We start from the raw sequence: 25706 nt of genomic DNA, 5'->3' as shown, positions 1-25706 counted from the left end.
GAGCACTCCAGCCGGAGTGCTCTTTGGTTTTTAAGGGGAGAGTATTAGCGGCATTGGCAGTGATCTTTCTCCAAAGGTTTAATTCTTGCCGCCTGTAAGCTAAACCCCAGAAAGATGGGGAGCCATACGGTAAACCATTCCTCACGGGGTTTGACCCAAGGGCCTAAACCATCGGTGAGTAAGGCAATACAGCTAAAGCACAGCAAGGCACAGACGGCTCGCCCTGCGGCGGTGTGTCGTGTCATCCAACCGCGCCAAGCAACACCTGCCAGCAGCAGTAGCCAAAGTGTGAGTCCTATAACACCCAACTCCACCGCTAAGTGTGCGTAAAAGTTATGGGCATGTCGGAAGCTGTATCCGGTTTCAGGAATGGTCAGCAGGTACTCCTGATCCAAGCCTAGGCCGAACCAAAAATGTTGTTGCAGTTGTTCCCACGCGAGTTGAAGCAGTTCTGGGCGTGAGGAAAAACCACCCCGCAATATAGCCTCAGGAAAAAACATAATCCCGATCAGGCTACAGGCAATGGTGGTGCCTGCCACGATGAGCGAGCGGCGCGAAGGCTTCCATAGGTAGGACAAAATTAAACAGGCTACCAGCGCCAACAGCGTGCCTTTGGTGCGTGACATGAGTAAAAAAGCCAGATAGCCCGAGCAGGCAAACATCCAATAGCCTTTTTGCAGCATCTGGGGCAGGCGGCGGCGCAGATACACCAAGATTAAGCACAGCACCCCCATCACATGGGAAGCCAAAATGGTATGGTCCAGTTGCCCCGTTGCGGTGGTGCGGATGCTCCAGTTATTCCCCTGAATGAGGTAGTGGTATATCAAGGCCACCCAGCCCATCAGGCCACCGATAAAGGCCGCGTAAGCCAAAAGTTGCCAAAACAGCCTTGGATTACGCAGGGCCAGCATGAGTAATCCATTTAGGCTGATTAAAACGTAAAACACTTCTTTTAGCTGTCTAGGGTGTCCCCCCCAAGACAGAGATAGAGCTGCCCAAGCAACGGATAAACCTAATAGACTCAGCAGCAAGCGATCAAAGGCCTGATACCAAGTTGGAGTTTTAAATAGGCTAATCACTCCGGGTAGCCAGAGCAGGTAGATCAATCCCTGATGGTAAACTTTATTAGTGGGCATGATGAACAGGCCTAAGAGTAGCCAGAGCATCCCTAGCCCCAACCAGCGTTCCAATACCGGAATATGAGAGGAGTGGATAAAAGACCAAGGCCAATTATTCAAAATGAGCGTCCATAGCGAAGGAGGGCTAACCAATGACGAAATAACTTGCGGGATTTGAGTTTAGGTTTGCGTTCAACCTGTTCAATATCGCTTAAGTCGGCGTAGCGTTGGTAGGTAATCAGCGGGTCTACTAAATAGGCGTTGATGCTGGGCAGCAACCGCTCAGAGTAGTACCAATCAATAGGTAATCCAGACTCTGGAGCCTCCTGTAAAATGCGCTCATACAGAGTCGCTCGTACCACATAGGCATGAGCTAAGCGGACGCGATTCACGCGATACAGGTTGCTAGAAGTTTTTTGGTGTAGACCGCCTTTTTTAAGGGTGCCTCCTAAATAGAGTAAATCCCAAGCCTGAGTAGCTATTTGTTCAGAGACGCGTTTGAGCACGCCCGGCGTATAGGGTTGAAAAACGCAGTCATCCTCTAAAATCAATACCGAGTCCCAGTGTTCCCTCTGTGCCTGCCGGATAACGGCCAGATGACTGTTTAAACAGGCCCAGGTAGCCCATAGTTTATGTTCAGCCTTTGGGCCATCACCGTCTGCCTGTAGTAAAAAGTCTCGCAATGCTTGGGGGGGCGGATTGTCCTGTAGGCCTTGAATGTTAATGGCAGCAAAGCGTTGAGCAGGAAGGTTGGCCTGTTTTAGGTTTACCTGTATCTGCTCCCAGCGGTCAGGGCGGCTATCCAGATTGATAACACAAGCGTGCTCAAAAATGGGCTTCATGGGATTAAGGATCATCTATCAGCGGCTGATAACAAATCCATCAGCACAGAACATGCTGAGGAGTCTGCAATAATTTTTTAATTAGGGTGGTGTACACAGAAGAACGGGTCATTTATATCCCTATAAGCAGTTCATGGTCGAATCATAGGCTAGAAATCTGTCCCGTGACCTCAAGAGCTCCTTTAAGACTGTAAAGAAATTCCCGTATTGCTGGACACTGGGCTCCATGAGGATCGGTTTAAGCGGTTAATGACCTCAGTCAGGTGGTTAGGCTCTGCATCTTGCCAGCGGCCAGGTACGGCATATTGGTATTGGAGGTAATGCAAGAAGCTGCGGCGTAACTCATCTTTGAGTGTCCAATGGGGCCAGATGTTGGCTAAACGGATCAGGTCTTCCTTGGATTTTGCCTGCATCACTACGCCTGGAATGTTAAAAAAAGCCTGACCTAGGGTAACTACGGGCCTGTTTAAGTGTAATCCCTCCACAGCCGTTGCTGCATTAACCGTCACCATAAACAAACTGGCTTGAATCAGCTCCTCGGTTGAATACTCATTGGCGAATAAAACCTGAGCATGGGTGCGACGGTATAAATCTGGGTATTGTCCTTGATTGGCGGGGGGGTCTTTAAACACCACGGCCCAGCCTGTCTCTGCGGCGAGCTGTTCTCCCAAGCTAAAGAGTGCACGCATATTGGCAACCCAAGGCGAGTACTCCAGCATTTGGGAGTCTAAATCCTCCTGAAAAGGGATAAACACATAGTGCTCGGGGAGTTTAGTCGCTTTGTTTGGTTTTTGAGGAGAGCTGTTAGGGCTTTCTTCTAAAGATCGATCCTGAGCGTATTGATAATAGAACGCCGGATCTCGAGGAACCGAGTTTTGGTAATGAACCCCTTGAGTATCCAAGGTCGTAGTCCCCGGCAATACGCCTTGCTCGAAGTAAAATCGGGGTATGTCTTCGGGGGCTAGGGCTTTTAGTAACTGGAAGATGGGTTGGGAACCATTCCAGACTATTAGTGCTTTAGGCGCAACCTGTTGCAACAGTGCCTGCAAACGTAAGGCGAGTATGAATAAATTAAAACGGGCCTTTAGACGATAAAAGATACCCTGATACTGTCCTGTAGCCCGCCGTTTCAGGCATAGCTGTTTAACCAGAGGCTCCCAGTCAATACGCGCCATGACTGAGTTAATCGCACTCCAGTTGGGGGCGGGTAGTTGCGCCGGTGTGATTATTTGTCCTTGTAACCCGGGGGCGGACTCAATGATTTTTTGAAAATACTGAGTCTGTGCTGAGGTTAGGGCAAGGAATAGGTAAGAGCCCATAGCGAGTCTGCACGCTGATCTGATCGGTTGCTAAAATAAAGTGCAACCTCTATTGAGTAATCCCTTTAGCTGGAAGTTCCGTTCCTGTACAGGTTTGGTGATGAAAGAGCTGTTCAAGGTGTTCTAAAACTTTATCTAAGCCTTGGCAGCCGTGGGCTAAATGGTATTCAGCGAAGGCTATTGAACTTTGAACAGCGGCTAAATACTCCTGTTGGATGTGTTCAATCCGGTGCTGTAGAGCTTCTGGATTATTAATGCAGAGCCCAAAAAAGCTTTCTTGTTTCAAAAAGTCAGGATCAGATCCTGCATTAACGTAGAGAATAGGGCGTTTAGCCAATGCTGCCTCAATCACGGCATTGGACAGAATATTGACCACCAGTGAAGAGTTCGCCAGAGCCTCTGCTAAGGAACGGTCTTTGGGTAACACCTCTACATTATTCAATCGAGCCGCTGCCGCGCCCCAAAAAGCCCCTGCACTGCGCGGATGGCTTTTGATCCGAACCTGTACCTGTGGATGCGCTGCGGCCCAATCTCGTAATAAGGCGTAGGTGTGTTGATAACCGGCTTCTTTCTCTTTATCTGGGCCTACTCCCAGAATTAACAGCGTATTTAGATTAGGATCAGCGGCAGGCATGTCGAACTGCTGATCAATCATATAAGAGCCGGCCAAAACGGCCGTGGAGTGACCGAACAACAGAGGGCGACTTTTTAAGGCATCTAAGGAGCCTTGGCCAAATAAAAAATAATAGTCGTAGTCGTTCATACTCAGACGGGAGGAGCGCTCCATCGTCGTGGCGTGGGCCAATTGCACCAGAATATGGTGTCGGGCATTGAGCGCTAAACGCAAAAAAGGTGCATAAAGGCTGCCGTTACGATCGTTGAGCAATATTGATGGATTATGTTGCTCGACCAGCCATTGTGCATGGGCGGCATAGCCTAAATAGCGCAGTGGCACCTTAAAAGGCGGCTTAGATAGTAGACGCTGCCTTAATTGATTGGGCCTAGGCGCTAGTGCTGTTTCGCGTAACCGATACCCCCGTGCGATGAGCCCTTCTATCAGCATTTTTTTGCGTTGGAAGGCGATCACCTTAGGGGCTGCCTGTAACAATAAGAAATCACAGGGGGTTGAGGTAATCTTGCGCGTCATGCGCCCCCAAGCTAACAGGCCGAAGCCAAAATCCAACACCGCATCGCGCAGAAAGCGGGCGGCACTCCCGATGAGGTGATGGCGCTCGCGCAATAAACGCCAGCGATAGCGATCCAAGGCTTGGGCTTTGGCCGCCCAAGGATTGAGTTCACTCATGGGGAGGAAGGTCTCTGAGTAAACGCGTGACCAAAGGCATACTCCAAAACTGCTTACGGGCCGAGACATCGGTGAAGTTAGTAAACAAGTGTTGTTGTAAGCTGAGTTTGTCAACAGCGTATTGGGTTTGTCGGATCAGTAATTCGGATAGACGTTGCGTATCGCCCAAGGGAAATAGGTCTCCAATACCGGCAACTACTTCGCGCGCGCCCCCGCAGTCGGTACAGATGGGCGTAAGACCAGCGGCTAGGGCTTCTAACAACACCATACCGAAAGGTTCGTGATCCGAAGTCAGCGTAAAGGTATCAAAGGCTTTGAAATAACGCCGAGCCTCTTGGACTTGACCGAGAAAACGCACTTTATCAGCAATGCCCAAGCTGACTGCGAGGGCTTTAAGCTCAGCCTCTAAACGTCCGCAGCCCAAAATTACTAATAGGCTATTAGCCGGTAATTGAGGCAGCGCCAGCGCAAAGCCTTTTATAAGGGTCGTTTGATCTTTATCGGGGTGTAAACGGCCCACATTACCGATGATCCACGCTTCTTCCGGGAGTTTCAGGTATTTACGCGCCTGCTGTCGATTAAATAGCCGCGCCTGTAGCACCGGCAGGTTGACCCGGTTATAAAGTGTTTCAATGCGTTCTGCGGGCCAGTCGGGTAAACAGCGGCGCATATCATCGCGCACGGCATGGGATACACCGATTAGGGATAGGCGCTGCCGAAACCAATGGGCAAACAAGCGCCTAGACCAGCGCTGATAGTCGCCAAAGGCGTGGTGTACCCCAATCACTGGCAAATGAGTCGCCAACAAAGTGACATAAATGGGTTTGAAGCGATGGGCGATACATAGCTGAAAGTTTCGGCCGGCCACTAAACGATGGATATCCCAGATCGCTTTTAGCTTTAGGCCGCGCACTTCGGAGCTGCGGTAGCCTAAAAAGACGACCTCATCAGAGTCTGAGCCCAGTTCTGCCTCGGGAGTTGCCTGTCCGGTCAAATAGACCGTAGTGACCTTGTAATTCGTGCCTCGGAATAGGGTCGCGTATTGGCGTACACAATCTAAAAAAGGCCCTTCATACCCATGACAGAACTGTAGGATACGCGGGGCTTCAGACGGCATCATACCAATCGGCTCCCTCTTTAATGACCAGAATATCTTCCATGATCAAATAGCGCAGATCAGAACCAAAAAACATATTCAAGGCATCGGTGGGAGCGCACACCATAGGCTCACCACGACGGTTTAAGGAGGTGTTGAGCGTAACACCATTGCCAGTCAGTTTTTCCAGCTCCTGCATTAGAGCATACCAGCGTGGATTGTGCGCTTGCTGCAATACCTGAGCCCGCGAAGTACCGTCTTCGTGTACTACTTCGGGCACGCGGGTTTTCCATTCCTCGTTGACCTCAAACGTAAAGGTCATAAAGGGAGAGGGATGATCCACTTTCAGCATCTGAGGGGCAACCGTATCCAGCATAGAAGGGCAGAAGGGCCGCCAGCGCTCGCGGAACTTGATCTGCTGGTTAATGCGGTCTGCAACGCCCGGAACACTGGGGCAACCGATAATGGAGCGACTGCCCAAAGCACGTGGGCCAAACTCCATGCGTCCCTGAAACCAAGCCACCGGATGACCCGCTACCATGATGCGTGCAATGCGCTCAGGCGTATTGTCGATGCGTTTAACGATGGGTTTGCCGGGATGCTGGGCGCAGGCGGCTAGGACTTCTTCATTGGTGTATTGGGGGCCGAGGTAAACGTGCTCCATTTTTTCCACGGGTACACCGTGTAAACAGGAGATATAAGCCGCCGCGCCTACCGCTGTTCCCGCATCGCCGGCAGCCGGTTGGACAAATAGCTCACGCACTTCCGGGCGGGCAATGATCTTTTGGTTCAGTTTGACGTTCAGGGCGCAGCCTCCGGCAAAGGCAATGCGGCCGGTTTCGCGGATGATGTCGCCCAGATAGTAATCCATCATTTCCAAGGCGAGCTTTTCAAACAGCGCCTGCATGCTGGCGGCGTAATGCACATAGGGATCATCTGCCACATCGCCTTCGCGCTTAGGCCCTAACCATTCCACCAGTTTGGGGGAGAAGTAGTAGCCTTTGCCTTTGTCCTTATAGCGGCGTAGGCCGATGACGTTGGCATAGTCGGTATTGATGATCAGCTCACCGTTTTCAAAACGGGCTAAACGGGAGAAGTCATAACGGCTGGGATCGCCGTAGGGTGCCATGCCCATGACTTTGAATTCGCCATCCAGCATTTCAAAACCCAGATATTCGGTGATGGCTCCGTAGAGGCCGCCCAGAGAGTCTGGATCGTAAAACTCTTTGATTTTGTGGATGCGGCCATGTTCACCGTAACCAAAGAAGGTAGTGGCGTACTCGCCTTTGCCGTCAATGCACAGAATGGCGGTTTTTTCTTGGAAACCGGAGCAGTAATAGCTACTGGCGGCATGGGCTAAGTGGTGTTCTACGGGTTCTAAGCGCACCTTTTTCAGGTCAAAGCCCAGTTGTTGTAAACACCATTGGATGCGCTGGCGGTAGCGGTGATAACGGCGGTTGCCCATGAGCAAAGCATCAAGGGCGCGATCGGGGGCATACCAGTAGCGCTTAGCATAATGCCAGCGCCCTTGAGTGAGCAGGCTGATGCTGGCCATAGGGATAGCGACGACATCTACATCCTTTGGGGTGATGCCGGCAAAGGCCATACAAAATTTGGCCGACTCATAGGGCATGCGGTTTTTAGCATGCTTATCGCGCACAAAGCGCTCCTCTTCGGCGGCGGCTACCAGTTTGCCATCTATATACAAAGCTGCAGATGGGTCATGGCTTAATGCGCCGGAAAGTCCTAGAACGGTCAATGCCACGGGATAGGCCTCATCAAAAGCGTTGAGTGTCCAGTCAACGCGGTTGTGTGGATTGGGGGAGCGGTTCTATTCTCAATGGCGAAGCCTATTGAGAAGGATGCTATAGGCCGCACAGTATGGTGGCCTTAGCTAAGGCAGGCAATGGGAGATTATGTGACTCTGTCAGTTAAAAGCAGCTTTGCCCTAACCACTGCCAGCCTAAGCCCGTTTTTTGCCAACCCCACCAAGCGACAGCAAGGACAATTAGTCCTAACAGACTGAATACTATCCAAATAAAAATGGGGTGCTTCATAGGGGAGAGACAACTGGGGGGCGGGCTAAGGGGCGCTCTGCAATCGGCCAGTTTAAGAGGGCCGCCACAAAGCATAGAAGCAAGGAAATCTGCCATACCAAGTCGTAACTGCCGGTTTGATCGTACAGATAGCCTCCCAACCAGCCGCCAAGAAAGGAGCCGAGTTGGTGGAATAAGAACACAATGCCGCCCAACATAGACAAGTTCCGCACCCCAAATACAGAGGCCACAATACCATTGGTTAGTGGCACGGTAGACAGCCACAACAGCCCCATGCCAATACCAAATCCGTAGGCTGAAGCCTGTGTCACCGGAAGCAGGATAAAAGCCCCGATGACCACAGCCCGTAGCAGGTATAACCCAGCCAGTAATTGGGGTTTGGAATAGCGCTCTCCTAACCTGCCAGCACCGTAGGTACCGAAGATATTGAACAGGCCCACCAAGGCTAAAACCGTAGTCCCGGTTTGCGGGGGAAGCTGTTGGTCGATCAGATAAGAGGGTAGGTGAATACCGATAAAGACCACCTGAAAGCCACACACGAAGAACCCAAAGCACAGCAACCAAAAATCAGAGTGGCGCGCCGCCTCAGCCAATACCTGACGCAGGGTGGGTGAGGGCGTATGGGTCTGATGTTGGGAGGCTTCTGCTGGTGTGCTTGATTTCATTATCGAGGCAAAGGGCAGTATCAGTAGGCTTAACGCAGCCAGAGCAAATAACGCAGCTGACCAACCCAGTCCCTCAATCAAACCGAGGGTGCCCGGTAGCATAACAAACTGCCCAAAGGAGCCCGCTGCACTAGCAATCCCCATAGCGCTGCTGCGTTTTTCCGGTGGGGCCGCCCGCCCAATGGCTCCTAAAATCACACTGAATGAAGTACCCGACAACGCCAGCCCGATCAGAATCCCAGTGCTTAAGGTCAGGCTTAAGGGTGAGTTCGTCATCCCCATCAGTAGCAAGCCTAGGGCGTATAAGAGTCCGCTGACCATAACCACGGGTTTAATACCGAACCGATCGGCGAAGGCTCCAGTAATGGGTTGCACCAGTCCCCACAGCAGGTTTTGCACCGCAATGGCTAACGCAAAGGTTTCACGCCCCCAGCCTAGGTCAGTGCTCATGGGCGCTAGAAACAGGCCAAACCCATGCCGGATGCCTAACGACAGGGTGAGCACTACTGAACCACCCAACATCAGCCAAAAAAAGGGAGAACGCGGAGCCTTAGACATGGGGTACACCTTGGTAAAGCTCCGCTCCAGCCCCTCAGGTGAGGACTAAGACGGGAGCTGCAAAATTAACGGTTAACATCCACCACAACACGACCCCGAACCTGCCCGGCGAGTAACTGTTGTGCGCTGCTGATCGCTTCAGTCAAGCCGATGGTGTGGGTTATTTGGCTCAGTTGGCTGCGGTCTAAATCTTGCGCCAGACGCTTCCACGCTTCGATACGATCAGCTTTAGGGCGCATCACGCTGTCAATACCGATCAAACGCACCCCACGTAAAATAAAGGGTGCTACGGTGGCTGGAAAGTCCATTCCCTGAGCCAAACCACAAGCTGCTACAACGCCCCCATAAGCGATACTGGCACACACATTAGCTAAGGTGTGGCTGCCTACCGTATCAATGGCCGCGGCCCAGCGTTCTTTTTGCAGCGGTTTTCCCGGTTCGGATAAGGTGGCGCGGTCGATGATTTCACTGGCACCTAGAGAGCGCAGATAGTCAGCCTCTTGGGGGCGACCGGTGGAGGCCGCTACCTGATAGCCAGCTGTGTGCAGTAGGCTGATGGCAACACTACCCACCCCGCCGTTAGCTCCGGTGACTAGAACGGGGCCTTTATCTGGTGTGATGCCTTGCTGCTCTAAGGCTAAGACGCACAGCATGGCCGTATAACCTGCTGTGCCGAGCGCCATTGCCTCGTGGGTACTAAAGCCTTCAGGGAGTGGGATCAACCAATCGCCTTTTAATTGAGCTTTTTGCGCCAATCCGCCCCAGTATTTTTCGCCCACACCCCAGCCGTTAAGCACCACGCGATCCCCAGCTTTAAACTCAGGGTGCTGGCTGCTTTCTACGGTACCGGCCAAATCAATGCCCGGAACTATAGGAAACTCGCGTACCACCGGCCCTTTGCCGGTAATCGCTAACGCATCTTTATAGTTGAGGGTGCTGTAGTCCACCTGAACGCGCACATCGCCTTCAGGCAGTTGGCTTTCTTCTAAGGCAGTGTGTTGGGCTCGATAACCCTCAGCATCTTTTTGGATCAGAATGGCGTTAAACATCGTATGCTCCTTTTAGACCGATCGTCTAAAAATAAAGGAAAAAATTAACGAGGCAAGCTCGAAATGAAAAACTGGAAAAAATGTTCTAAGGGCATCACAGAACGCGACAGGCGAGCCCGCATCACAGCACCTTCCCAACCGATCCAAAAAAACTCAGCTAATTGTTGGCAGTTGGCCTCTTGGGTTAAGGCTCCTTGGGCTTGCGCCTCTTCAAAGCATCGGGCCAGACGTTGTTGCCAGTCGCCCAAAATAGCCTCTAGTTGTTGTCGGTAGTCTTCAGGGAGCAGATTAACCTCAAACCCTAAATTACCCACTAAGCAACCGCGTTGAAATTGGTAACGCTGCAGACCTTCTTTAGCAGACTCTACAAAAGCCGCTAAGCGATCTAAAGGTGCTAGGTCGGTATTGAGCAACCAGTGATCCAATTTAGCCGCAAAGTATTGGGCATAACGCTGCATCAACTCGCGGCCAAAGGCTTCCTTGCTCTCGAAGTAGTGGTAGAAAGAGCCTTTGGGGACACCTACGCGCTTTAGTAGGCCATCTAAACCGGTGGTATTAAAGCCGCGCTCGGTTAACGCCTCAATACCGGCGCGCAGCAGTGCTTCACGCGTGTCGGAGTACTCGCGGGGGATTTTAGGAGGGCGACCGCGTGGGCGGGATAAGGGCATATTCAAAAAATCGGCTACAACTGCTTTTAGGCTAAGAAATACAGGCTTACGGCTACTCTAACACTAAAAGGCGCAATCTGGCGGCAGATAGCCTTTGGTACGTTTTGTCTATGTTGCAGATTGATAGGTTTAGAGCGGGATAAAAAATTTTCCTCAACCCCCTAAAGCCCCCCAAAAAGCCGCCGATAGCCTAAGTAACCGAACTTGATGGCGGCCTGAAATCAAGCGCGATGCTTAGTCCATCAGGCAAACCTGTACCCAGTGCCCTTGGAGGCAATCATGGCTCTTACCGTCAATACCAACATTCCTTCGTTGAATACTCAGCGTAACCTGAACAACACCTCTAACGCCCTAAGCGTATCCATGCAGCGCCTATCTACCGGTAGCCGCATTAACAGCGCTAAAGACGATGCCGCAGGTCTGTTGACCTCTAACCGTTTGACCAGCCAAATCAGTGGCTTGGGTGTGGCGGTGCGTAACGCCAATGACGGTATCTCCCTGTCGCAAACGGCTGAGGGTGCGCTGCAACAGTCCACCACCATCCTGCAACGGATGCGTGACTTAGCGGTTCAATCTGCAAACGGCTCGAACAGCGACTCAGATCGTACTGCTCTGCAAAAAGAAATTAGTGCTCTGCAAAATGAACTAACCCGTATTGCCGATACCACCACTTTCGGTGGTCGTAAGCTGTTAGATGGCAGCTTTGGTACCTCCAACTTCCAAGTGGGTGCTAATGCTTACGAAACCATCAATGTTCGTCTAAACAGTGCCTCTGCTAAAGACATTGGTTCCTATCAAGTGGGTAGTGATGACAAAGTATCCAGCACGGTAGGTACTGTTCCGACTAGCGCCAATTTGGATACTGTGACAGGTAGCATCGTATCGGGCAATGGCTCTGGATTTACCGCCGGCTCAGTTAAGGTAGTAGGTAGTGGTCAAGAGGCAACAGTAAAAATTGCCGCCGATGATAGTGCTAAGTCGTTGGCGGCTAAGTTTAATAGTGTTATTCCTGGCTTGACTGCGACAGCGCGTACAGTTATCAAAGCCGACCTTCAAACAGCCTCTACCGACCAACTGGGCAGCTTTACCTTGACGGTAGGTTCAGGCTCTTCAGCTCAGTCGGTTAATTTAGTAGGGGTCGCTACTAACAAAGATTTAACCGATCAAATTAACTCCAACTCCTCTAAACTAGGCCTATCTGCTAGCTTGGGTGCAGATGGCAATGTCGTGATTGAGTCCTCCACAGGCGAAAACATCAGCTTTGGTGCCATTACTGGCGGCGCAACCTTAGCACTGCAAGCACAGGATGCCGATGGTGACTACGGTGATGTGGCTACGGTAGATGCCAATGGCGCTAAAACAGCCGTTGGCTATCTGCAACTGAACTCATCAGAAAGTTACGCGATTACTGATGCGAAGAAAGATATTACTTTAAATGAGATTGAACTGGACGTAATTGCTGCTGCAACCACAAATGCGACAACAGGTTATGAAAATGTAGTGATGTCTTTTAACAATATCACTGTCGGTGCCAATACTATTAATATGAATGGCCAGTATTTCAATGATACTGCCACCCTTATGAGTGCTATTAGTGCAGCGGATACAGAAAAGCTACTGGTTGTAGATACTACAGCTGGAACTATTAAGTCAAAAAATGGAGAAACGATAACATTTGGTACGTTAAGTCATTGGGAGCGAGATACAAATTCATCTGAAGCCGCCGAATTTTCAGCAATTGCTTCTGTTAATTTAACAGGTGGTACCATTGACTTCCAATCCATTGCTGCCTCTACCGCAACCGTTGACGACACCACACGCAATGTTGCAGTAAACGATTTAAAACTGGCTGTAGTTAAAGCTGCAGCGGTTGATTATCTGACCTTGGATAAAGTTACTGTAGGCAATACAGAGTTGACTTTAGAGGCAGGTGTTCGGATTACAGATACCGCAAGCCTTATTAGTGCGCTGAAAAATGCCACAACTGAGTCGGGACAAAAAGCCTCTGATTTCTTAGATTTTGGTACCATTGGTACCAACAGCATTCGCTCTAAAGATGGCTCTAGCATTATTTTCGGAATTATCCAGCAGGTGAGTACTGCAGGTGTTACTACAGCAGCTGACGCGACTAACACTATTAGCTATGCGAAGTTGCTAAGTTCTACTGATGCTTACGCAACAACGGCTGTTGCGGCTCATACCACTGCCACTGCCGCGGCTGAAACCTTTGAGGTTGAGGTCGCTGGTGGATCGGAACTGTTTGGTGATCCCAAAGCCGTTCAAAATACGGTCGCGGAAATTGATATTTCCACCGCTGATGGTGCCCAACGTGCTTTGTCGGTAATTGATAACGCGCTAGCGGGCATTGATACTCAGCGCGCTGACCTCGGTGCGGTGCAAAACCGCTTCGAGAACACCATCAGCAACCTGCAAAACATTGCTGAAAACGCTACTGCTGCCCGTGGTCGTATCACGGATACCGACTTTGCCGCAGAAACCGCGAACCTGTCCAAACTGCAAATTATGCAACAGGCCGGTACAGCGATTTTGGCCCAAGCTAAACAGTTGCCACAGGCCGTGCTCTCTCTGCTCCAATAAGGTAGCTTAGGGGTACTAAAATAGAAGAGAGGGATCATCCCTCTCTTCTTGTTTGTGTTCTGTCACGAGGATTAATGGATGGACAGCCTAAATGCCCCGTCTGCCTCGGTGCTTTCTACTGCGGGCAGCACTCAAAGGCGCGATTTTGTTCCACCCACTCAGATTGCCACTACCCAACTTACGGCCAGTCCGGTGCCCGCTACAACGGCTGTTTCAAATTCCAACCCCAGTAGCCAACAAGATTCCAATACAGGGCTAGGCTCTAATGCTGTTGATACCAAAGGGATGGTGGAGTCTGTCGTTTCAGATTTAAAAGCCCTAAGCCAACGCGCTCAACCTAATCTGGATTTCAGCATAGATGAGGAGACGGGGACTTTTGTGGTTAAAGTGATTGATAAGGACTCAGGAGAGGTGATTCGGCAGTTGCCTACAGAAGAGGCTCTGCGCATTGCTGAGCAGTTGGACGAGATGCGAGGGTTGCTGTTTAAAGGCGAGGCGTGAAGATGAGCCCTTACCCGTCCTGTGCCTGTCGCAGGATGGGGCGACCCTTCGACGAGTTCAGGGCGGGCTTTAGTTAGGACAGGCTCAGGGCGGAGCTTAAAGCGAACAGATAGGAGATTAAATCATGGCCGGTATCACAGGATTGGGTTCGGGGATGAACATTGACAGCATGGTCAGTGCCATTTTAACGGCTGAACGTGCCCCTAAAGAAACCCAGCTTTCTAACTTAGAAACTAAAACTACCGCAAAACTGACTTCTTTAGGGCAGCTTAAAGGAGCGGTTAGCGCCTTTCAAAGTGCGCTAGTAACTTTAAACAGTACCTCGTCATTTTTAGCCCGCACAGTGAGCTCATCCACCAATAGCGTGGCTACGGGTACGGCAACGCAAAGTGCTAGTGCAGGTAGCTATAAACTGGACGTAGAGCAACTGGCTTCAGGCAGCAAAGTGGCTACCGCCGCTGTGACGGATTCCAGCGTTACCTTAGGCACTGGAACTCTGACCCTGAGTCTTGGAGCCAATACGGCGGCCACCATTAACATTGATTCATCCAATAATTCCCTAGCAGGGATTCGGGATGCCATCAACAAAACCAGCAGTAACTCAGGCATCAATGCCAGTATCATCACCGACAATCAGGGGTCGCGTTTAGTGCTAACCAGCACTAAAACTGGTGAGGGCAAAGATATTACCCTCTCGGTCAACGAGACCAGCGCAGGCAGCAGTAGCACCAATACCCTAAGTCGTTTGGCCTACTCTGGCCCTGTTACAGCACCTAATGCCGCCGATTATGCTGGGGGTGAAACCGATGTTGATTACTTAGCGGATTTAAGCGCATACCAGCAGGGGCCCCAAACCTTAGCTATTGCACAGAGCGCTAAATTCAAAGTAGACGGTCTTTCTGTTACGCGTGACACTAATGCCGTTTCTGATGTGGTCAGTGGTCTTAGTTTTACCTTGAAAGAAACAGGCTCTACGAACCTGACGGTAACACGGGATGAGTCGGGTGTTCAGTCTAAGGTTCAAGGCTTTGTGGATGCTTACAACACATTAATTGGTTTTATTAACACGGAAACAAAAGTAACTCGTGTTGATGATACGTCAGAACCTGTTGTGGGCTCCTTAGTGGGTGATGGCGGAGTGCGCTCCCTCGTAAATAGTATCCGCTCAGCTATTAACACCCCGCAGGGGGGGAGTAGCTCGTTACAGCTTTTAGCAGATATGGGCGTTACTACCCAAAAAGACGGTACTTTGGCCTTGGACTCAGACAAGCTCAGCGCTGCTATCAGTTCTGACTTTGAAGGTGTCGCCTCCTATTTTACCGGTGATACAGGGCTGGCTGCTCGTCTGGGGTCTGTTTTAAGCCCTTACACGGCTTCAGGAGGGATTTTAGAGTCTCGTACCAGCGCTTTGGAGGGCACTTTAGACAGCATTGATAAGCAAAAAGAAGCTTTAGATGCGCGCATGGAATCAGTCAAAACACGTCTTTATAACCAATATAATGCGATGGATTCTTTACTGGCCCAATTAAGTACTACCAGTGATAGTTTGACAGCACTGTTCGATAGCATGCCAGGCTTTGTGTATAACAGTGATGGCTAATCGTATTTAAAAGCAGGCAGGGGGTTTCTATGAATTATGCTCAGGCTATGAAGCACTATCAAAAAGTAGGCTTACAAAGCCAGATAGCAACAGCCGATCCACATCGTTTGATCCAAATGCTAATGCAGGGTGGGATTGATCGAGTTTTACAGGCTAAAGGCGCTTTAGAGCATGGCCAATTAGCAGAAAAAGGAGAGCTGATTGGCAAAAGTATCGCCATTATCGGTGGTTTGCGTGAGGTGTTGGATTTTGAAGCCGGTGGTGAGGTAGCTCTAAATTTAGATCGTCTCTACGACTACATGACGCGCCGCCTAACAGAGGCCAACCTAAAAAACGATCCCAGCATGTTAGAGGAGGTAGCCAATTTACTGCGTGAAGTGAAAACAGGCTGGGACAGTATTAGTAGTGCACCACAACCCTAAATCCTAAAAACCTGTCTTGAGTTCTGAGCTTGTCAAAGACAAGTTAAAATTAAATAGGTTCTTGACAGGGATAAAATATAGGCCTATAGTAGCGCACCTCTAAAGCGCTGATCCTGAAATTAGCTCTTTAGAGATGGCAACATCAGTTCCGCGATAGCTCAGTCGGTAGAGCAAATGACTGTTAATCATTGGGTCCCTGGTTCGAGTCCAGGTCGCGGAGCCAGTCGGGGTATAGCGCAGTCCGGTAGCGCGCCTGCTTTGGGAGCAGGATGTCGGGAGTTCGAATCTCTCTACCCCGACCACTTGGGTCGTTAGCTCAGTCGGTAGAGCAGTTGGCTTTTAACCAATTGGTCGTAGGTTCGAATCCTACACGACCCACCACTTTCTACACATCTGAATTATCCTTTCTTTTTAAAGCTTATCGGCCAGTTTCGGCTGTGGCTTCATTCTTTAGCTTCCCTGCCGAAATCAACAAAGCTTGTCTCTTAAGCTCACCATATGCGCGGGAAGCCTCGGGGTTTAGCCCGAGGTCGAGAGCGCGGACGCCGCAGGCGTCCTAGTGGGGGCTGCTATAATTCATCCCATGGCCCACACCAAGACCCTCAAACTCCGAATCAAAGACAAGCACGCGAAAACGCTGCTTGCGATGGCGCGCGAGGTCAATTTGGTATGGAACTACAGCAATGAAACAAGCCATCGTGCCATCCGAGAACGCCACCAGTGGCTCTCCGGTTTTGATCTGCAAAAGCTGACCAATGGGTTAAGTAAATGCGACGGCGTACAGATTGGCTCGTCAACCGTGCAACAAGTGTGCGAGGACTACGCTAAGGCCCGTAAGCAGTTCAAGCGTTCTAGGCTTAATTGGCGGGTATCTAACCGGAGTAGCCCCAAATACAGCCTGGGCTGGATTCCGTTCAAGGCTCGCGCCTTGCAATACAAGAACGGTCAGATCCAGTTCGCGGGATTCAAGTTTAGCCTGTGGGATAGCTACGGTTTAGGTCAATACGCCCTGCGGGCTGGAAGCTTCAGTGAAGACTCAAGGGGGCGCTGGTATCTCAATATCTGCGTGCGGGTTGAAACTAAACCATGCAGCGGCACTACTGCTGTTGGCATCGACCTTGGCCTTAAAGCAGCCGCTACAACCTCTGACGGGCAAGTGCTGGTCGGGCGCGCGTATCGCACCTTAGAGCAAAAGCTGGGTATCGCTCAGCGTGCGGGCAAGAAAGCGCGTGTTCGCGCGCTCCATACCAAGATCAAGAACCAGCGCAAAGATGCGCAACACAAATTCTCAACCGCCTTGGTTGAGCGCTGCGCCGCCATTTTTGTGGGCGATGTAGCCAGCGCAAAACTCATAAAGACCAAAATGGCTAAATCCACGCTGGATGCGGGATGGAGTCAGCTCAAGACAATGCTGGAGCAGAAATGCCAACGGGCAGGCGTTGTCTTTGAGGTTGTAGATGAGCGTTATACCACCCAGACCTGTTCGTGCTGTGGAAGTATTTCCACCCGCAGTCCGAAAGGTAGAGCCGGTTTGCGAATAAGAGAATGGACTTGCGTGGACTGCGGTACAGCCCATGACCGCGATGTAAACGCGGCACGGAACATTCTTGCGGCGGGGCATCGCCGTCTAGCTGTAGGAATCCCCGTCCTTTAGGGCGGGGAGGATGTCAACCTTTCATGCCTTCGTCTATTTGTTGGCTAGGACGTAATCTAAAGAAACGCATCGCTAATCCAGATGCTTTACTATATGCGCCTTCACGAAGTCTGGAAGCCGCCATGCCCAACCTGCATCTTTCTGATCTTACTGCTTATATCGAACAAAGTGTACGTCATGCCCTCGCAGAGGATGTGGGCTCAGGGGATATCACGGCTCAATTAATCCCTGAAGGGCGCAGGGCGGAGGCGCGGATTATTACTCGTGAATCGGCAGTTGTCAGTGGCGTGGCTTGGATTAATGAGGTATTTCGGCAGTTAGATACACGGGTAAACTTACGCTGGTTGGTTGCTGACGGTGATCAAGTGACTCCTGATCAAATTCTGTTTTACCTAGAGGGGCCTGCACGGGCGTTATTGACAGGGGAGCGCACAGCCCTGAACTTTCTGCAAACCCTATCGGGAGTAGCTACCCGTTGTCGTTATTACGCCAATCTGGTGGAAGATACAGGCGTTAAACTGCTGGATACCCGCAAAACCATACCGGGCTTGCGGTTAGCGCAAAAATATGCAGTGACCTGTGGCGGTTGTCATAATCATCGTATTGGGCTTTACGATGCTTTTTTAATTAAAGAAAACCATATTGCAGCCTGTGGCGGCATCCACGCGGCGGTGGCAGCAGCGCGTAAAATTGCACCCGGTAAACCGATTGAGGTAGAGGTAGAAAACCTTGAGGAGCTGAATCAAGCGCTGGATGCTGCGGTGGATATCATTATGCTGGATGAGCTGAGTCTAAACGACATGAGAACCGCCGTATCCATTACCGCAGGGCGGGCGAAGTTGGAAGCTTCTGGTGGAGTCAATGAGGCAAACTTGCGTCAAATAGCCGATACCGGTGTAGATTACATTTCGATCGGTGCTTTGACCAAGCATGTGCAGGCTGTGGATCTCTCCATGCGCCTACTTTGAGGCACTGGAGAGTCTACCGAGTACCGAGCTGGGCCAAGTAATGGCATCAGGGGCGAGCACTGAGTATCAGCGCTTCATCTAAAGCGTCCCGTGCTTGACCATCCCAAGGGGCGTAATCCTTGGGTACTTCCACAATGGGAGTCGCCATAGCTTGAGACTGAGAGGCGAAGCGCTGGCTACGACGCTGAAACCCCAAAGGACAACCGCTGGTTTTCTTAAGCAGGTTGATCAGGGTGCTTTGGTAAATATCGAAGTATTCTTGGGGCTCTTCTACAAGAGATGTAGAGGGGCGTGTCAGTAGATAGCGTGCTGCGATAGCCGCTGTTAACAGTAAAAGAGCAAGCAGCAGGTGTTCCATGGGTTAATCCTCCAAGGGATGTCTGCATGAGAGAAAATGCCCAACGCTCGGTCACAGAAGGCATACACTGATTGCCTGATTAGTGTTTCACTCCTCTGTTACAGGTAAAGTACCGGGCTTACCTTCGGTTGGTAACTACGCCTTTTGTTGTAGAGAATAAGCCAACCGCTCTATTCCAAGATGGAGAGCCTGCCTTGCATACTCAAGAAGAATCTGTGGTATTGGATGGCCCTTGTGGGGCTTTAGAAGGGCTGTATTATGTGGCCCCCAATGCCAGCCAAATGGTTTTGATTTGTCACCCTAATCCGGTTAAGGGTGGCACCATGCTGAATAAAGTGGTGTCCACCTTACAACGCACCGCCCGCGATGCCGGTTACATCACCCTGCGCTTTAATTATCGAGGCGTGGGCAGTAGTGCCGGGGCTCACGATATGCACATGGGGGAGGTAGAAGATGCTGATGCGGCAGTGCGTTGGCTGTTGGCCAAACATCCGAGCTTACCTCTGACTCTGATGGGCTTTTCCTACGGTGGATTTGTGGCGGCGTGTTTAGCGGGACGTTTAGAGGCCGAAGGACAGCCCGTAGCGCGGCAGATTTTAGCCGCTCCGGCTGTAGCCCGTTTAGAAGGCCATCCTTTAGCGCAACAAGGAGCCCTTACCATTATTCAGCCGGATCAGGATGAAGTAATTGTGCCGGATAGGGTGTACCAATTTTCCGCTGAGTTAGCCCGCCCTCATGAGCTATTGAAAGTGGCAGAATGCAGCCACTTTTTCCACGGCAAGCTGGTTGAACTCAAAGATCGGGTCGCTGAGCGCCTGTAATTTAACCCTTGCCTTGTACTGTAACGGAACCCTCCATGACGACCCGTATTCTGACTGGCATCACCACCACTGGCACACCCCATTTGGGCAATTACGCCGGTGCTATTCGCCCGGCCATTGTCGCCAGCCGCGCCCCTGATGCGGATTCTTTTTACTTCTTGGCGGATTACCACGCCCTGATTAAATGCGACGATGCCCAACGTATCCAGCGTTCACGGTTGGAAATTGCCGCCACTTGGCTGGCTTGTGGTTTGGATGCCGAACGAGTCACTTTTTACCGCCAGTCGGATATCCCCGAGATTCCAGAGCTGACTTGGCTGCTGACTTGCGTGGCGGCCAAGGGATTACTGAACCGCGCCCACGCTTATAAAGCCTCGGTGGATAAGAATGTAGAAGCCGGTGAAGACCCTGACGCAGGCATTAGCATGGGGCTGTATAGCTATCCGGTGCTGATGGCGGCAGATATTTTAATGTTCAACGCCCATAAGGTTCCGGTGGGGCGCGATCAGATTCAGCACGTAGAAATGGCCCGTGATATTGGCCAGCGTTTTAACCATTTGTTTGGACAGGGCAAGGAGTTCTTTACCCTGCCTGAAGCAGTGATTGAGGAAACTGTAGCCACCTTGCCGGGCTTGGACGGTCGTAAGATGTCTAAGAGCTACGACAACACCATCCCTTTGTTTGGCTCAGCAAAAGCGCTGAAAGAAGCCATTGCCCGTATTGTTACCGACTCTCGTTTACCGGGAGAGCCTAAAGATCCGGATAACGCTCATCTGTTTACCCTGTACCAAGCCTTCGCCACGCCGGAGCAAACCATCGAATTTCGTGAGGCGTTGTTGCAAGGCTTGGCTTGGGGTGAGGCCAAACAAAGGCTGTTTAGCCTGCTGGATGCGGAGTTAGCCGAAGCTCGCGAACGTTACGCGACTCTAATCGAAAAGCCCGCACACCTAGAAGATATTTTGCAAGCTGGAGCCGCCAAAGCGCGCCGTATTGCTACGCCCTTCTTGGGTGAGCTGCGTGAGGCTGTGGGGCTGCGTAACTTCCGTAGCGAAGTAAAGGCGGACAACAAAACCAAGAAAAAATCCGGTAAAACAGCGCGCTTTGTGAGTTTCCGGGAGCCGGATGGAGCCTTCCGCTTTCGCCTGCTAGCCGCTGATGGGGAAGAGTTACTGCTATCCGTCACCTTTGCTGATCCTAAAGCCGCTGGTGTTCTAAATCACCGGTTGGTGGTCGAGCGGGCACACTTAACTATTATTCCTGAAGCTTTGCAGTATCGTGTTGCTCTAAACGGCGCTTTGGTGGGGGAAAGTCCCCAGTTTGCTGATGCTCCAGCTTTGGAGGCGGGCATTCAGCGTCTGCGGGACAGCTTGAATTCCTTGGCAGAAGACTGAACGCAACTCAGGTCGAGTCTATACCAAAGCGTGAGAGAAATTGATAAAGGTCAAGGGCATCGCTAAAGTGAGGGCCTGATTCATTAACCTGACTACACTTTATGACTCCTCTCGAACGCTATCAGGCCGACCTGAAACGCCCTGAATTTTTTTACGATGCGGCCCAAGAGAACGCGGTGCGGCATCTTCAGCGCTTATACGATGACTTGGTTAACCCAGCCGCTCCCCAAGCGGTAGCTCAGCAAAAAGGATTATTTAGCAAGCTGTTTGGTGGGGTAGTAGCGAAAAAACCGCTAGAGCCGGTTAAGGGCATCTATTTCTGGGGCGGAGTAGGGCGCGGTAAAACCTACCTTGTGGACACCTTCTTCGACGCGCTGCCCTTTGAGCAGAAGATGCGTACCCACTTCCACCGCTTTATGAAGCGCGTACACGAAGAGCTGAAAACCCTCAAAGGTGAAAAGAACCCGCTGACCATCATCGGTGCGCGTTTTGCCAAAGAGGCTCGCGTCATTTGCTTTGACGAGTTTTTCGTCTCCGATATTACCGATGCCATGATTTTGGCCACCTTGCTGGAAGAGCTGTTTAAAAACGGCGTGAGCTTGGTTGCCACCTCCAACATCGTCCCCGATGGTCTGTATAAAGACGGTTTGCAGCGCGCGCGCTTCCTGCCGGCGATTGCTTTGCTCAAGCAATACACCGAGATCGTCAACGTGGACAGCGGTATTGATTACCGTCTGCGCGCCTTGGAGCAAGCCGAGCTGTACCACTGGCCTTTAGACGCAGCGGCAGAGGAAAGCCTGAACAAGAGTTTCCGTAGCTTGCTGAGTGAGCAATGTCAGACGCTAGAAAATGAGCCTTTGAACATTGAAAATCGGGCCATTGTGGCGCGTAAAGTAGCTAACGATGTGGCTTGGTTTGAGTTTCGCGAACTCTGCGATGGCCCGCGCAGCCAGAATGACTATATCGAGCTGGGTAAGATTTTCGAAGCGGTGTTGCTCTCCAATGTAGAACAGATGAACGCCACCAAAGACGATATGGCCCGTCGGTTTATCAACCTTGTGGATGAGTTCTACGACCGTAACGTCAAACTGATTATTTCAGCGGAAGTCGAGCTGAAGGATCTATACACCGGTGGCCGTCTGGAGTTTGAATTCCAACGTACCCTCAGCCGCTTGTTAGAGATGCAATCGCACGAATTTTTGACTCGTCCGCACAAACCTTAACCTGCTATGGATTGGATATTTGAGGAGTGGAATGGGAACACGGCCCATGCGCGCGCCTTACAGCAGCGTTTGGCCACGCAGGTTCGTATTCAGGATGAGCTGCCACCGTTACGGCTGATTGCGGGCTTGGATGTGGGGTTTGAAGATCAAGGCCGCATCACCCGCGCGGCGGCTGTGCTCATGGATGCTGCTACCCACCAACCCTTGGCCGAGTCCTTAGTACGGATGCCTACAATCATGCCCTATATTCCGGGGCTGTTGTCTTTTCGGGAGTTGCCTGCTTTGTTGCAAGCCCTATCGGCACTGCCCCAAATTCCCGATCTGTTGATGGTCGATGGTCAAGGGATTGCCCATCCGCGCCGTCTGGGGGTGGCTGCCCACTTGGGGGTGGTAACGGATTTACCCTGCATTGGTGTGGCTAAAAGCCGATTGGTAGGTATCTATGATCCCTTGGGCGATGAGCCAGGCGATCAGGTTCCTTTATTAGACTCCTCTGGAGAGCGCTTGGGAACAGTGTTGCGTACCAAGCGCCGTTGTAATCCCTTGTTTATTTCACCGGGCCATAAGTTGAGTGTGGATACGGCTACAGCATTGGTTCAAGGGCAGGTGACGCGCTATCGCTTGCCAGAGCCCACCCGTTTGGCGGATCGTTTGGCCTCACAACGCAACGGCTGCCAATCGGTGCTTCAGCATGCAATTTAATAGCGCTACGGGTTGGTTTGAGGGCATTACCCTCTGCCCTTCACCAAACTTTAATGCCCGTCCTGCGGGGGAAATCTCGTTATTGGTGCTGCATAATATCAGCCTACCGCCGGGCCAGTTTGGTACCGGGCAGGTGGAGGCCCTATTTCAAAATCGCTTAGATCCTAACGCCCATCCCTTTTTTCAAAGCATCGCTGATTTGCGCGTATCGGCGCACTTTCTGATTGATCGGCAGGGGCAAGTGACGCAATTTGTCTCCTGTTTGGATCGGGCCTGGCATGCCGGTGTGTCCCGCTTTGGGGAGCGTGAGAACTGCAACGACTTTTCTCTGGGCATTGAGTTGGAGGGCACAGATCATCAAGCTTTCACTGAGGCTCAGTACGCTAGCCTGATTTTTTTAGTTCGGCAGTTACAAAGTGCGTTTCCAGAGCTTACTAACGAGCGAATTTGTGGACACAGCGATATAGCGCCTGATCGCAAAACAGATCCTGGCCCGTTTTTTGATTGGTCGAGGCTTACGTCCGCTTTAGCCTAAGGAGTTGTGCATGTCTTTTTTGGTGCTGTTGCTGGTGGTTGCTCTGTTACTGGTGGAGAAAATCTTTGATGTACTCCATTGGGTTCAGCGCGATGACTGGTGGCTCAATCTGCAGCAACGAGTCGAGTACCGAAATGGTGTTTGGGGCAGTTTGTTGTGGTTAGTGGGCTTGCCCTTGTTAGTGGTAGGGCTGCTGCTGTGGCAATTGGAAATTGTGGCCTACGGTTGGCTGCTGGTGCCGGTACATCTGGTAATTTTGCTGTACAGCCTAGGCCGTAATGATGTGGGCGCTAGGTTGGGAGCCTTCTGTGAGGCTTGGAACCGAGGCGATGAGGAAGCCGCTTATTTAGCAGCCCGACGCGACCTTAACTTAGAAGGTGGTAACGAGCGCCAGTTGTTCGAGCGGGTACAGACCTATTTGCTGTGGCAAAGCTATCAATCCTTTTTTGCCGTGGTTTTTTGGTATGTTCTGCTGGGGCCTTTGGCAGCTTTGGCTTACCGCTTATTGGACTTTATCGAGCAACAGGGACGCAGCGCTGCTCTGCGTGAGCAAGCGGCTCAATTGCGTCATGCGTTTGATTGGTTGTCGGCCCGTGTATTGGCACTAACTTTTGCCATCGTGGGTAATTTGGCCACCTTTAAGCGGGTATTAGCGCCCCGTCTGTTGGATTGGGAAGTGCCTGCGGATCGGCTGTTGTTGCGGGTGGGCTTATTTTCTGTAGCGCCTGTGGATACGGTGCAAGGTGAACAAGGCACCGATCGTTTAGACGATCTATGGGCTTTATTGGTGCGCTCAGGGCTGTTTTGGTATGCCTGTCTTGGGTTGTGGGCCATTTTAGGCTTTTAATGCCAGCCAAAAATCCGGCAGCTATTTTGGTACGCGGCTTCGGCCAAGTTAGCTAGGCTGATGCCGCGTTGTTTGGCCAGATTTTGGGCAATGTCAGGCAGGTATTCTGGGCTATTGCGCTGGTTGGGGTGACTAACGGGTGCTAGATCCGGTGCATCGGTTTCTAACACCAGCGCCTCCAAGGGAAGTTGTTTCAGTACGCGCTGCATCCGCTGAGCTTGTGGCCAAGTCCCAGCGCCCCCCAATCCCAATAGAAAGCCTAGTTTTTGGTATTCCTTGGCTTCTTCTAAACTGCCACTGAACGCATGCACAATGCCACCCCGCTGGAGTCGATAACGCTTTAGCGTAGCAATCATGGGCGCATGGGCCCGCCGCACGTGCAGTAGTACCGGAAGCTGTATTTCCGAGGCGATTTTTAGCTGAGCCTCTAAGAGTTGCTGCTGTGCGGGACGGTCAGCATGGGGTATCCAGTAATCTAACCCAATCTCACCTAAGGCACAGAGTTTTGGGTGATCGCGTTGGCGCTCGACGAACTCCTTGAGCTGGCTTAGATGTTCGGGCCGATGCTGAGCCAGATAAACCGGATGTAGTCCGGGCGCAGCGTAGAGCATCTTTTGCTGTTCTGCCAGTTGCCAAAGGCGCTCCCAACCCTGAGCAGTAACACCGGGCAGCACGATGCGTTTTACACCTCGTTGGCAACTACGCTCTAGCACATCAAGGTAATCTTCAACAAAGGCTGCATCATCCAGATGGGCATGGGTATCAATGAAGCTTAATCGAGACATAATTAGCCCAGATGAAAAACAAAATAAACTCAGATACCCTTGAGAACGCCCCTCATTCACTGTAATTAGAGGCAGAATGCGGCGTACTGGCCCTTGACCAGAAGCCTTCGGGCGACCATGCTTTGCACACTCTATCACGCATCAAACAGGGGAGCTGAGATGCAAGGTCAAGCACCGGTCATAGATTACTTAAAGGAGTTGCTGCGCGGTGAGCTGGCAGCTCGTGATCAGTATATGTTGCATTCACGCATGTATGCCGATTGGGGTTTACACAAGCTGTACGAGCGCATTGATCACGAAATGCAGGAAGAAACTCAGCATGCTGATGCGTTACTAAAGCGCATTCTGTTTTTAGAAGGCGTACCGGATATGCGCCCTGAGCCCATTAATCCGGGACATAACGTCGAAGAAATGCTTAGCCGTGACCTAGCTGTTGAGTATCAAGTACGCGAAGCCTTGTCTAAGGGGGTGGCGTTATGTGAGCAGCTTGGGGACTTCCAAACCCGGGAAATCTTAGAAGCCCAAATTAAAGACACTGAAGAAGACCATGCCTATTGGTTAGAGCAGCAGTTAGGCCTGATTAAACGCATTGGCCTGCAAAACTATCTGCAATCCCAGATGTGATG

General features: G+C 51.2%; 23 protein-coding genes, 3 tRNA genes and 2 pseudogenes. 17 read left to right on the top strand and 11 right to left on the bottom strand.

Going from position 1 to position 25706, the window contains the following annotated elements:
- Positions 1–44: 44 nt before the first annotated feature.
- The 9 genes from LX59_RS12830 to acuR form a co-directional block, all read right to left on the bottom strand.
- Positions 45–1238, bottom strand: a complete 1194-nt coding sequence (locus tag LX59_RS12830) for an O-antigen ligase family protein (RefSeq protein WP_144572415.1) — start codon at positions 1236–1238, stop codon at positions 45–47.
- The gene (locus tag LX59_RS12825) at positions 1235–1960 is read right to left on the bottom strand and encodes a glycosyltransferase family 25 protein (RefSeq protein WP_144572413.1); all 726 of its coding nucleotides are present in this window, start codon (positions 1958–1960) and stop codon (positions 1235–1237) included. The genes LX59_RS12830 and LX59_RS12825 overlap by 4 nt, the downstream gene beginning before the upstream one ends.
- A gap of 182 nt (positions 1961–2142) precedes the next feature.
- Positions 2143–3279 carry a capsular polysaccharide export protein, LipB/KpsS family gene (locus LX59_RS12820; RefSeq protein WP_144572411.1) on the bottom strand — a complete coding sequence of 379 codons (1137 nt, stop codon included), beginning with the start codon at positions 3277–3279 and terminating at the stop codon, positions 2143–2145.
- 49 nt (positions 3280–3328) lie between these two features.
- Positions 3329–4582 carry a capsule biosynthesis protein gene (locus LX59_RS12815; protein WP_144572409.1) on the bottom strand — a complete coding sequence of 418 codons (1254 nt, stop codon included), beginning with the start codon at positions 4580–4582 and terminating at the stop codon, positions 3329–3331.
- Positions 4575–5702, bottom strand: coding sequence for a glycosyltransferase (locus tag LX59_RS12810; RefSeq protein WP_144572407.1), 1128 nt, complete (start codon positions 5700–5702; stop codon positions 4575–4577). Before LX59_RS12810 ends, LX59_RS12815 begins: the two co-directional genes overlap by 8 nt.
- Positions 5689–7443 carry a carbamoyltransferase family protein gene (locus LX59_RS12805; protein ID WP_144572405.1) on the bottom strand — a complete coding sequence of 585 codons (1755 nt, stop codon included), beginning with the start codon at positions 7441–7443 and terminating at the stop codon, positions 5689–5691. Before LX59_RS12805 ends, LX59_RS12810 begins: the two co-directional genes overlap by 14 nt.
- Positions 7444–7731: 288 nt before the next feature.
- The gene (locus tag LX59_RS12800) at positions 7732–8958 is read right to left on the bottom strand and encodes an MFS transporter (protein WP_144572404.1); all 1227 of its coding nucleotides are present in this window, start codon (positions 8956–8958) and stop codon (positions 7732–7734) included.
- 65 nt (positions 8959–9023) lie between these two features.
- Positions 9024–10007: an acrylyl-CoA reductase (NADPH) gene (gene acuI / locus LX59_RS12795; RefSeq protein WP_144572402.1), complete on the bottom strand. Its 984-nt coding sequence runs from the start codon at positions 10005–10007 to the stop codon at positions 9024–9026.
- Positions 10008–10051: 44 nt separating this feature from the next.
- The gene (acuR, locus tag LX59_RS12790) at positions 10052–10675 is read right to left on the bottom strand and encodes an acrylate utilization transcriptional regulator AcuR (RefSeq protein ID WP_144572400.1); all 624 of its coding nucleotides are present in this window, start codon (positions 10673–10675) and stop codon (positions 10052–10054) included.
- A 279-nt stretch (positions 10676–10954) separates the two neighbouring features.
- Here acuR and LX59_RS16180 point away from each other — a divergent pair.
- From LX59_RS16180 to nadC, 10 genes and pseudogenes are all read left to right on the top strand, one after another.
- A pseudogene (locus LX59_RS16180) lies at positions 10955–11908 on the top strand (flagellin N-terminal helical domain-containing protein); the annotation flags it as partial.
- A 1056-nt stretch (positions 11909–12964) separates the two neighbouring features.
- A pseudogene (locus tag LX59_RS16175) lies at positions 12965–13273 on the top strand (flagellin); the annotation flags it as partial.
- A 78-nt stretch (positions 13274–13351) separates the two neighbouring features.
- Positions 13352–13774: a flagellar protein FlaG gene (locus LX59_RS12780; protein WP_144572397.1), complete on the top strand. Its 423-nt coding sequence runs from the start codon at positions 13352–13354 to the stop codon at positions 13772–13774.
- Between the two features lie 124 nt (positions 13775–13898).
- Positions 13899–15374: a flagellar filament capping protein FliD gene (gene fliD / locus LX59_RS12775; RefSeq protein WP_144572395.1), complete on the top strand. Its 1476-nt coding sequence runs from the start codon at positions 13899–13901 to the stop codon at positions 15372–15374.
- A gap of 29 nt (positions 15375–15403) precedes the next feature.
- A complete protein-coding gene (gene fliS / locus LX59_RS12770) occupies positions 15404–15796 on the top strand; it encodes a flagellar export chaperone FliS (protein WP_144572393.1) in 393 nt (130 codons plus the stop codon).
- Between the two features lie 147 nt (positions 15797–15943).
- Positions 15944–16019, top strand: a tRNA-Asn gene (locus LX59_RS12765).
- A 2-nt stretch (positions 16020–16021) separates the two neighbouring features.
- Positions 16022–16098, top strand: a tRNA-Pro gene (locus LX59_RS12760).
- 3 nt (positions 16099–16101) lie between these two features.
- A tRNA-Lys gene (locus LX59_RS12755) sits at positions 16102–16177 on the top strand.
- Positions 16178–16379: 202 nt separating this feature from the next.
- On the top strand, positions 16380–17450 hold the full coding sequence (locus tag LX59_RS12750) for an RNA-guided endonuclease InsQ/TnpB family protein (protein ID WP_144572391.1): 1071 nt from the start codon (positions 16380–16382) through the stop codon (positions 17448–17450).
- Between the two features lie 122 nt (positions 17451–17572).
- Positions 17573–18418 carry a carboxylating nicotinate-nucleotide diphosphorylase gene (gene nadC, locus LX59_RS12745; protein ID WP_144572449.1) on the top strand — a complete coding sequence of 282 codons (846 nt, stop codon included), beginning with the start codon at positions 17573–17575 and terminating at the stop codon, positions 18416–18418.
- 46 nt (positions 18419–18464) lie between these two features.
- On the opposite strand, the gene LX59_RS12740 is transcribed toward nadC, so the two are convergent.
- Positions 18465–18776, bottom strand: coding sequence for a hypothetical protein (locus LX59_RS12740; protein ID WP_144572389.1), 312 nt, complete (start codon positions 18774–18776; stop codon positions 18465–18467).
- Positions 18777–18970: 194 nt separating this feature from the next.
- Between LX59_RS12740 and LX59_RS12735 the strand changes: the two genes are divergently transcribed.
- The 6 genes from LX59_RS12735 (at position 18971) to ampE (ending at position 24295) form a co-directional block, all read left to right on the top strand.
- Positions 18971–19597 carry an alpha/beta hydrolase gene (locus LX59_RS12735; protein ID WP_144572387.1) on the top strand — a complete coding sequence of 209 codons (627 nt, stop codon included), beginning with the start codon at positions 18971–18973 and terminating at the stop codon, positions 19595–19597.
- Positions 19598–19632: 35 nt separating this feature from the next.
- On the top strand, positions 19633–20988 hold the full coding sequence (locus LX59_RS12730; protein ID WP_144572385.1) for a tryptophan--tRNA ligase: 1356 nt from the start codon (positions 19633–19635) through the stop codon (positions 20986–20988).
- A gap of 101 nt (positions 20989–21089) precedes the next feature.
- A complete protein-coding gene (zapE, locus tag LX59_RS12725) occupies positions 21090–22211 on the top strand; it encodes a cell division protein ZapE (protein ID WP_144572383.1) in 1122 nt (373 codons plus the stop codon).
- A gap of 6 nt (positions 22212–22217) precedes the next feature.
- Positions 22218–22913 carry a deoxyribonuclease V gene (gene nfi / locus LX59_RS12720; RefSeq protein ID WP_144572381.1) on the top strand — a complete coding sequence of 232 codons (696 nt, stop codon included), beginning with the start codon at positions 22218–22220 and terminating at the stop codon, positions 22911–22913.
- Positions 22903–23448: a 1,6-anhydro-N-acetylmuramyl-L-alanine amidase AmpD gene (ampD, locus tag LX59_RS12715; RefSeq protein WP_144572379.1), complete on the top strand. Its 546-nt coding sequence runs from the start codon at positions 22903–22905 to the stop codon at positions 23446–23448. The genes nfi and ampD overlap by 11 nt, the downstream gene beginning before the upstream one ends.
- Positions 23449–23458: 10 nt before the next feature.
- Positions 23459–24295 (top strand): regulatory signaling modulator protein AmpE, encoded by an 837-nt coding sequence (gene ampE / locus LX59_RS12710; protein ID WP_144572377.1) that lies wholly within the window; start codon positions 23459–23461, stop codon positions 24293–24295.
- Here ampE and LX59_RS12705 read toward each other — a convergent pair.
- Complete coding sequence (locus LX59_RS12705; protein ID WP_144572375.1) at positions 24292–25080, bottom strand: TatD family hydrolase; 789 nt, start codon at positions 25078–25080, stop codon at positions 24292–24294. The genes ampE and LX59_RS12705 overlap by 4 nt on opposite strands.
- Before the next feature lie 159 nt (positions 25081–25239).
- Here LX59_RS12705 and bfr point away from each other — a divergent pair, with 159 nt between their 5' ends.
- Complete coding sequence (gene bfr, locus LX59_RS12700; protein WP_144572373.1) at positions 25240–25704, top strand: bacterioferritin; 465 nt, start codon at positions 25240–25242, stop codon at positions 25702–25704.
- The last annotated feature ends 2 nt before the right edge of the window (positions 25705–25706 follow it).

The organism is Azomonas agilis, assembly GCF_007830255.1.
Classification (GTDB): Bacteria; Pseudomonadota; Gammaproteobacteria; order Pseudomonadales; family Pseudomonadaceae; genus Azomonas; species Azomonas agilis.
This window is presented reverse-complemented; position numbering and strand designations above follow the sequence as displayed.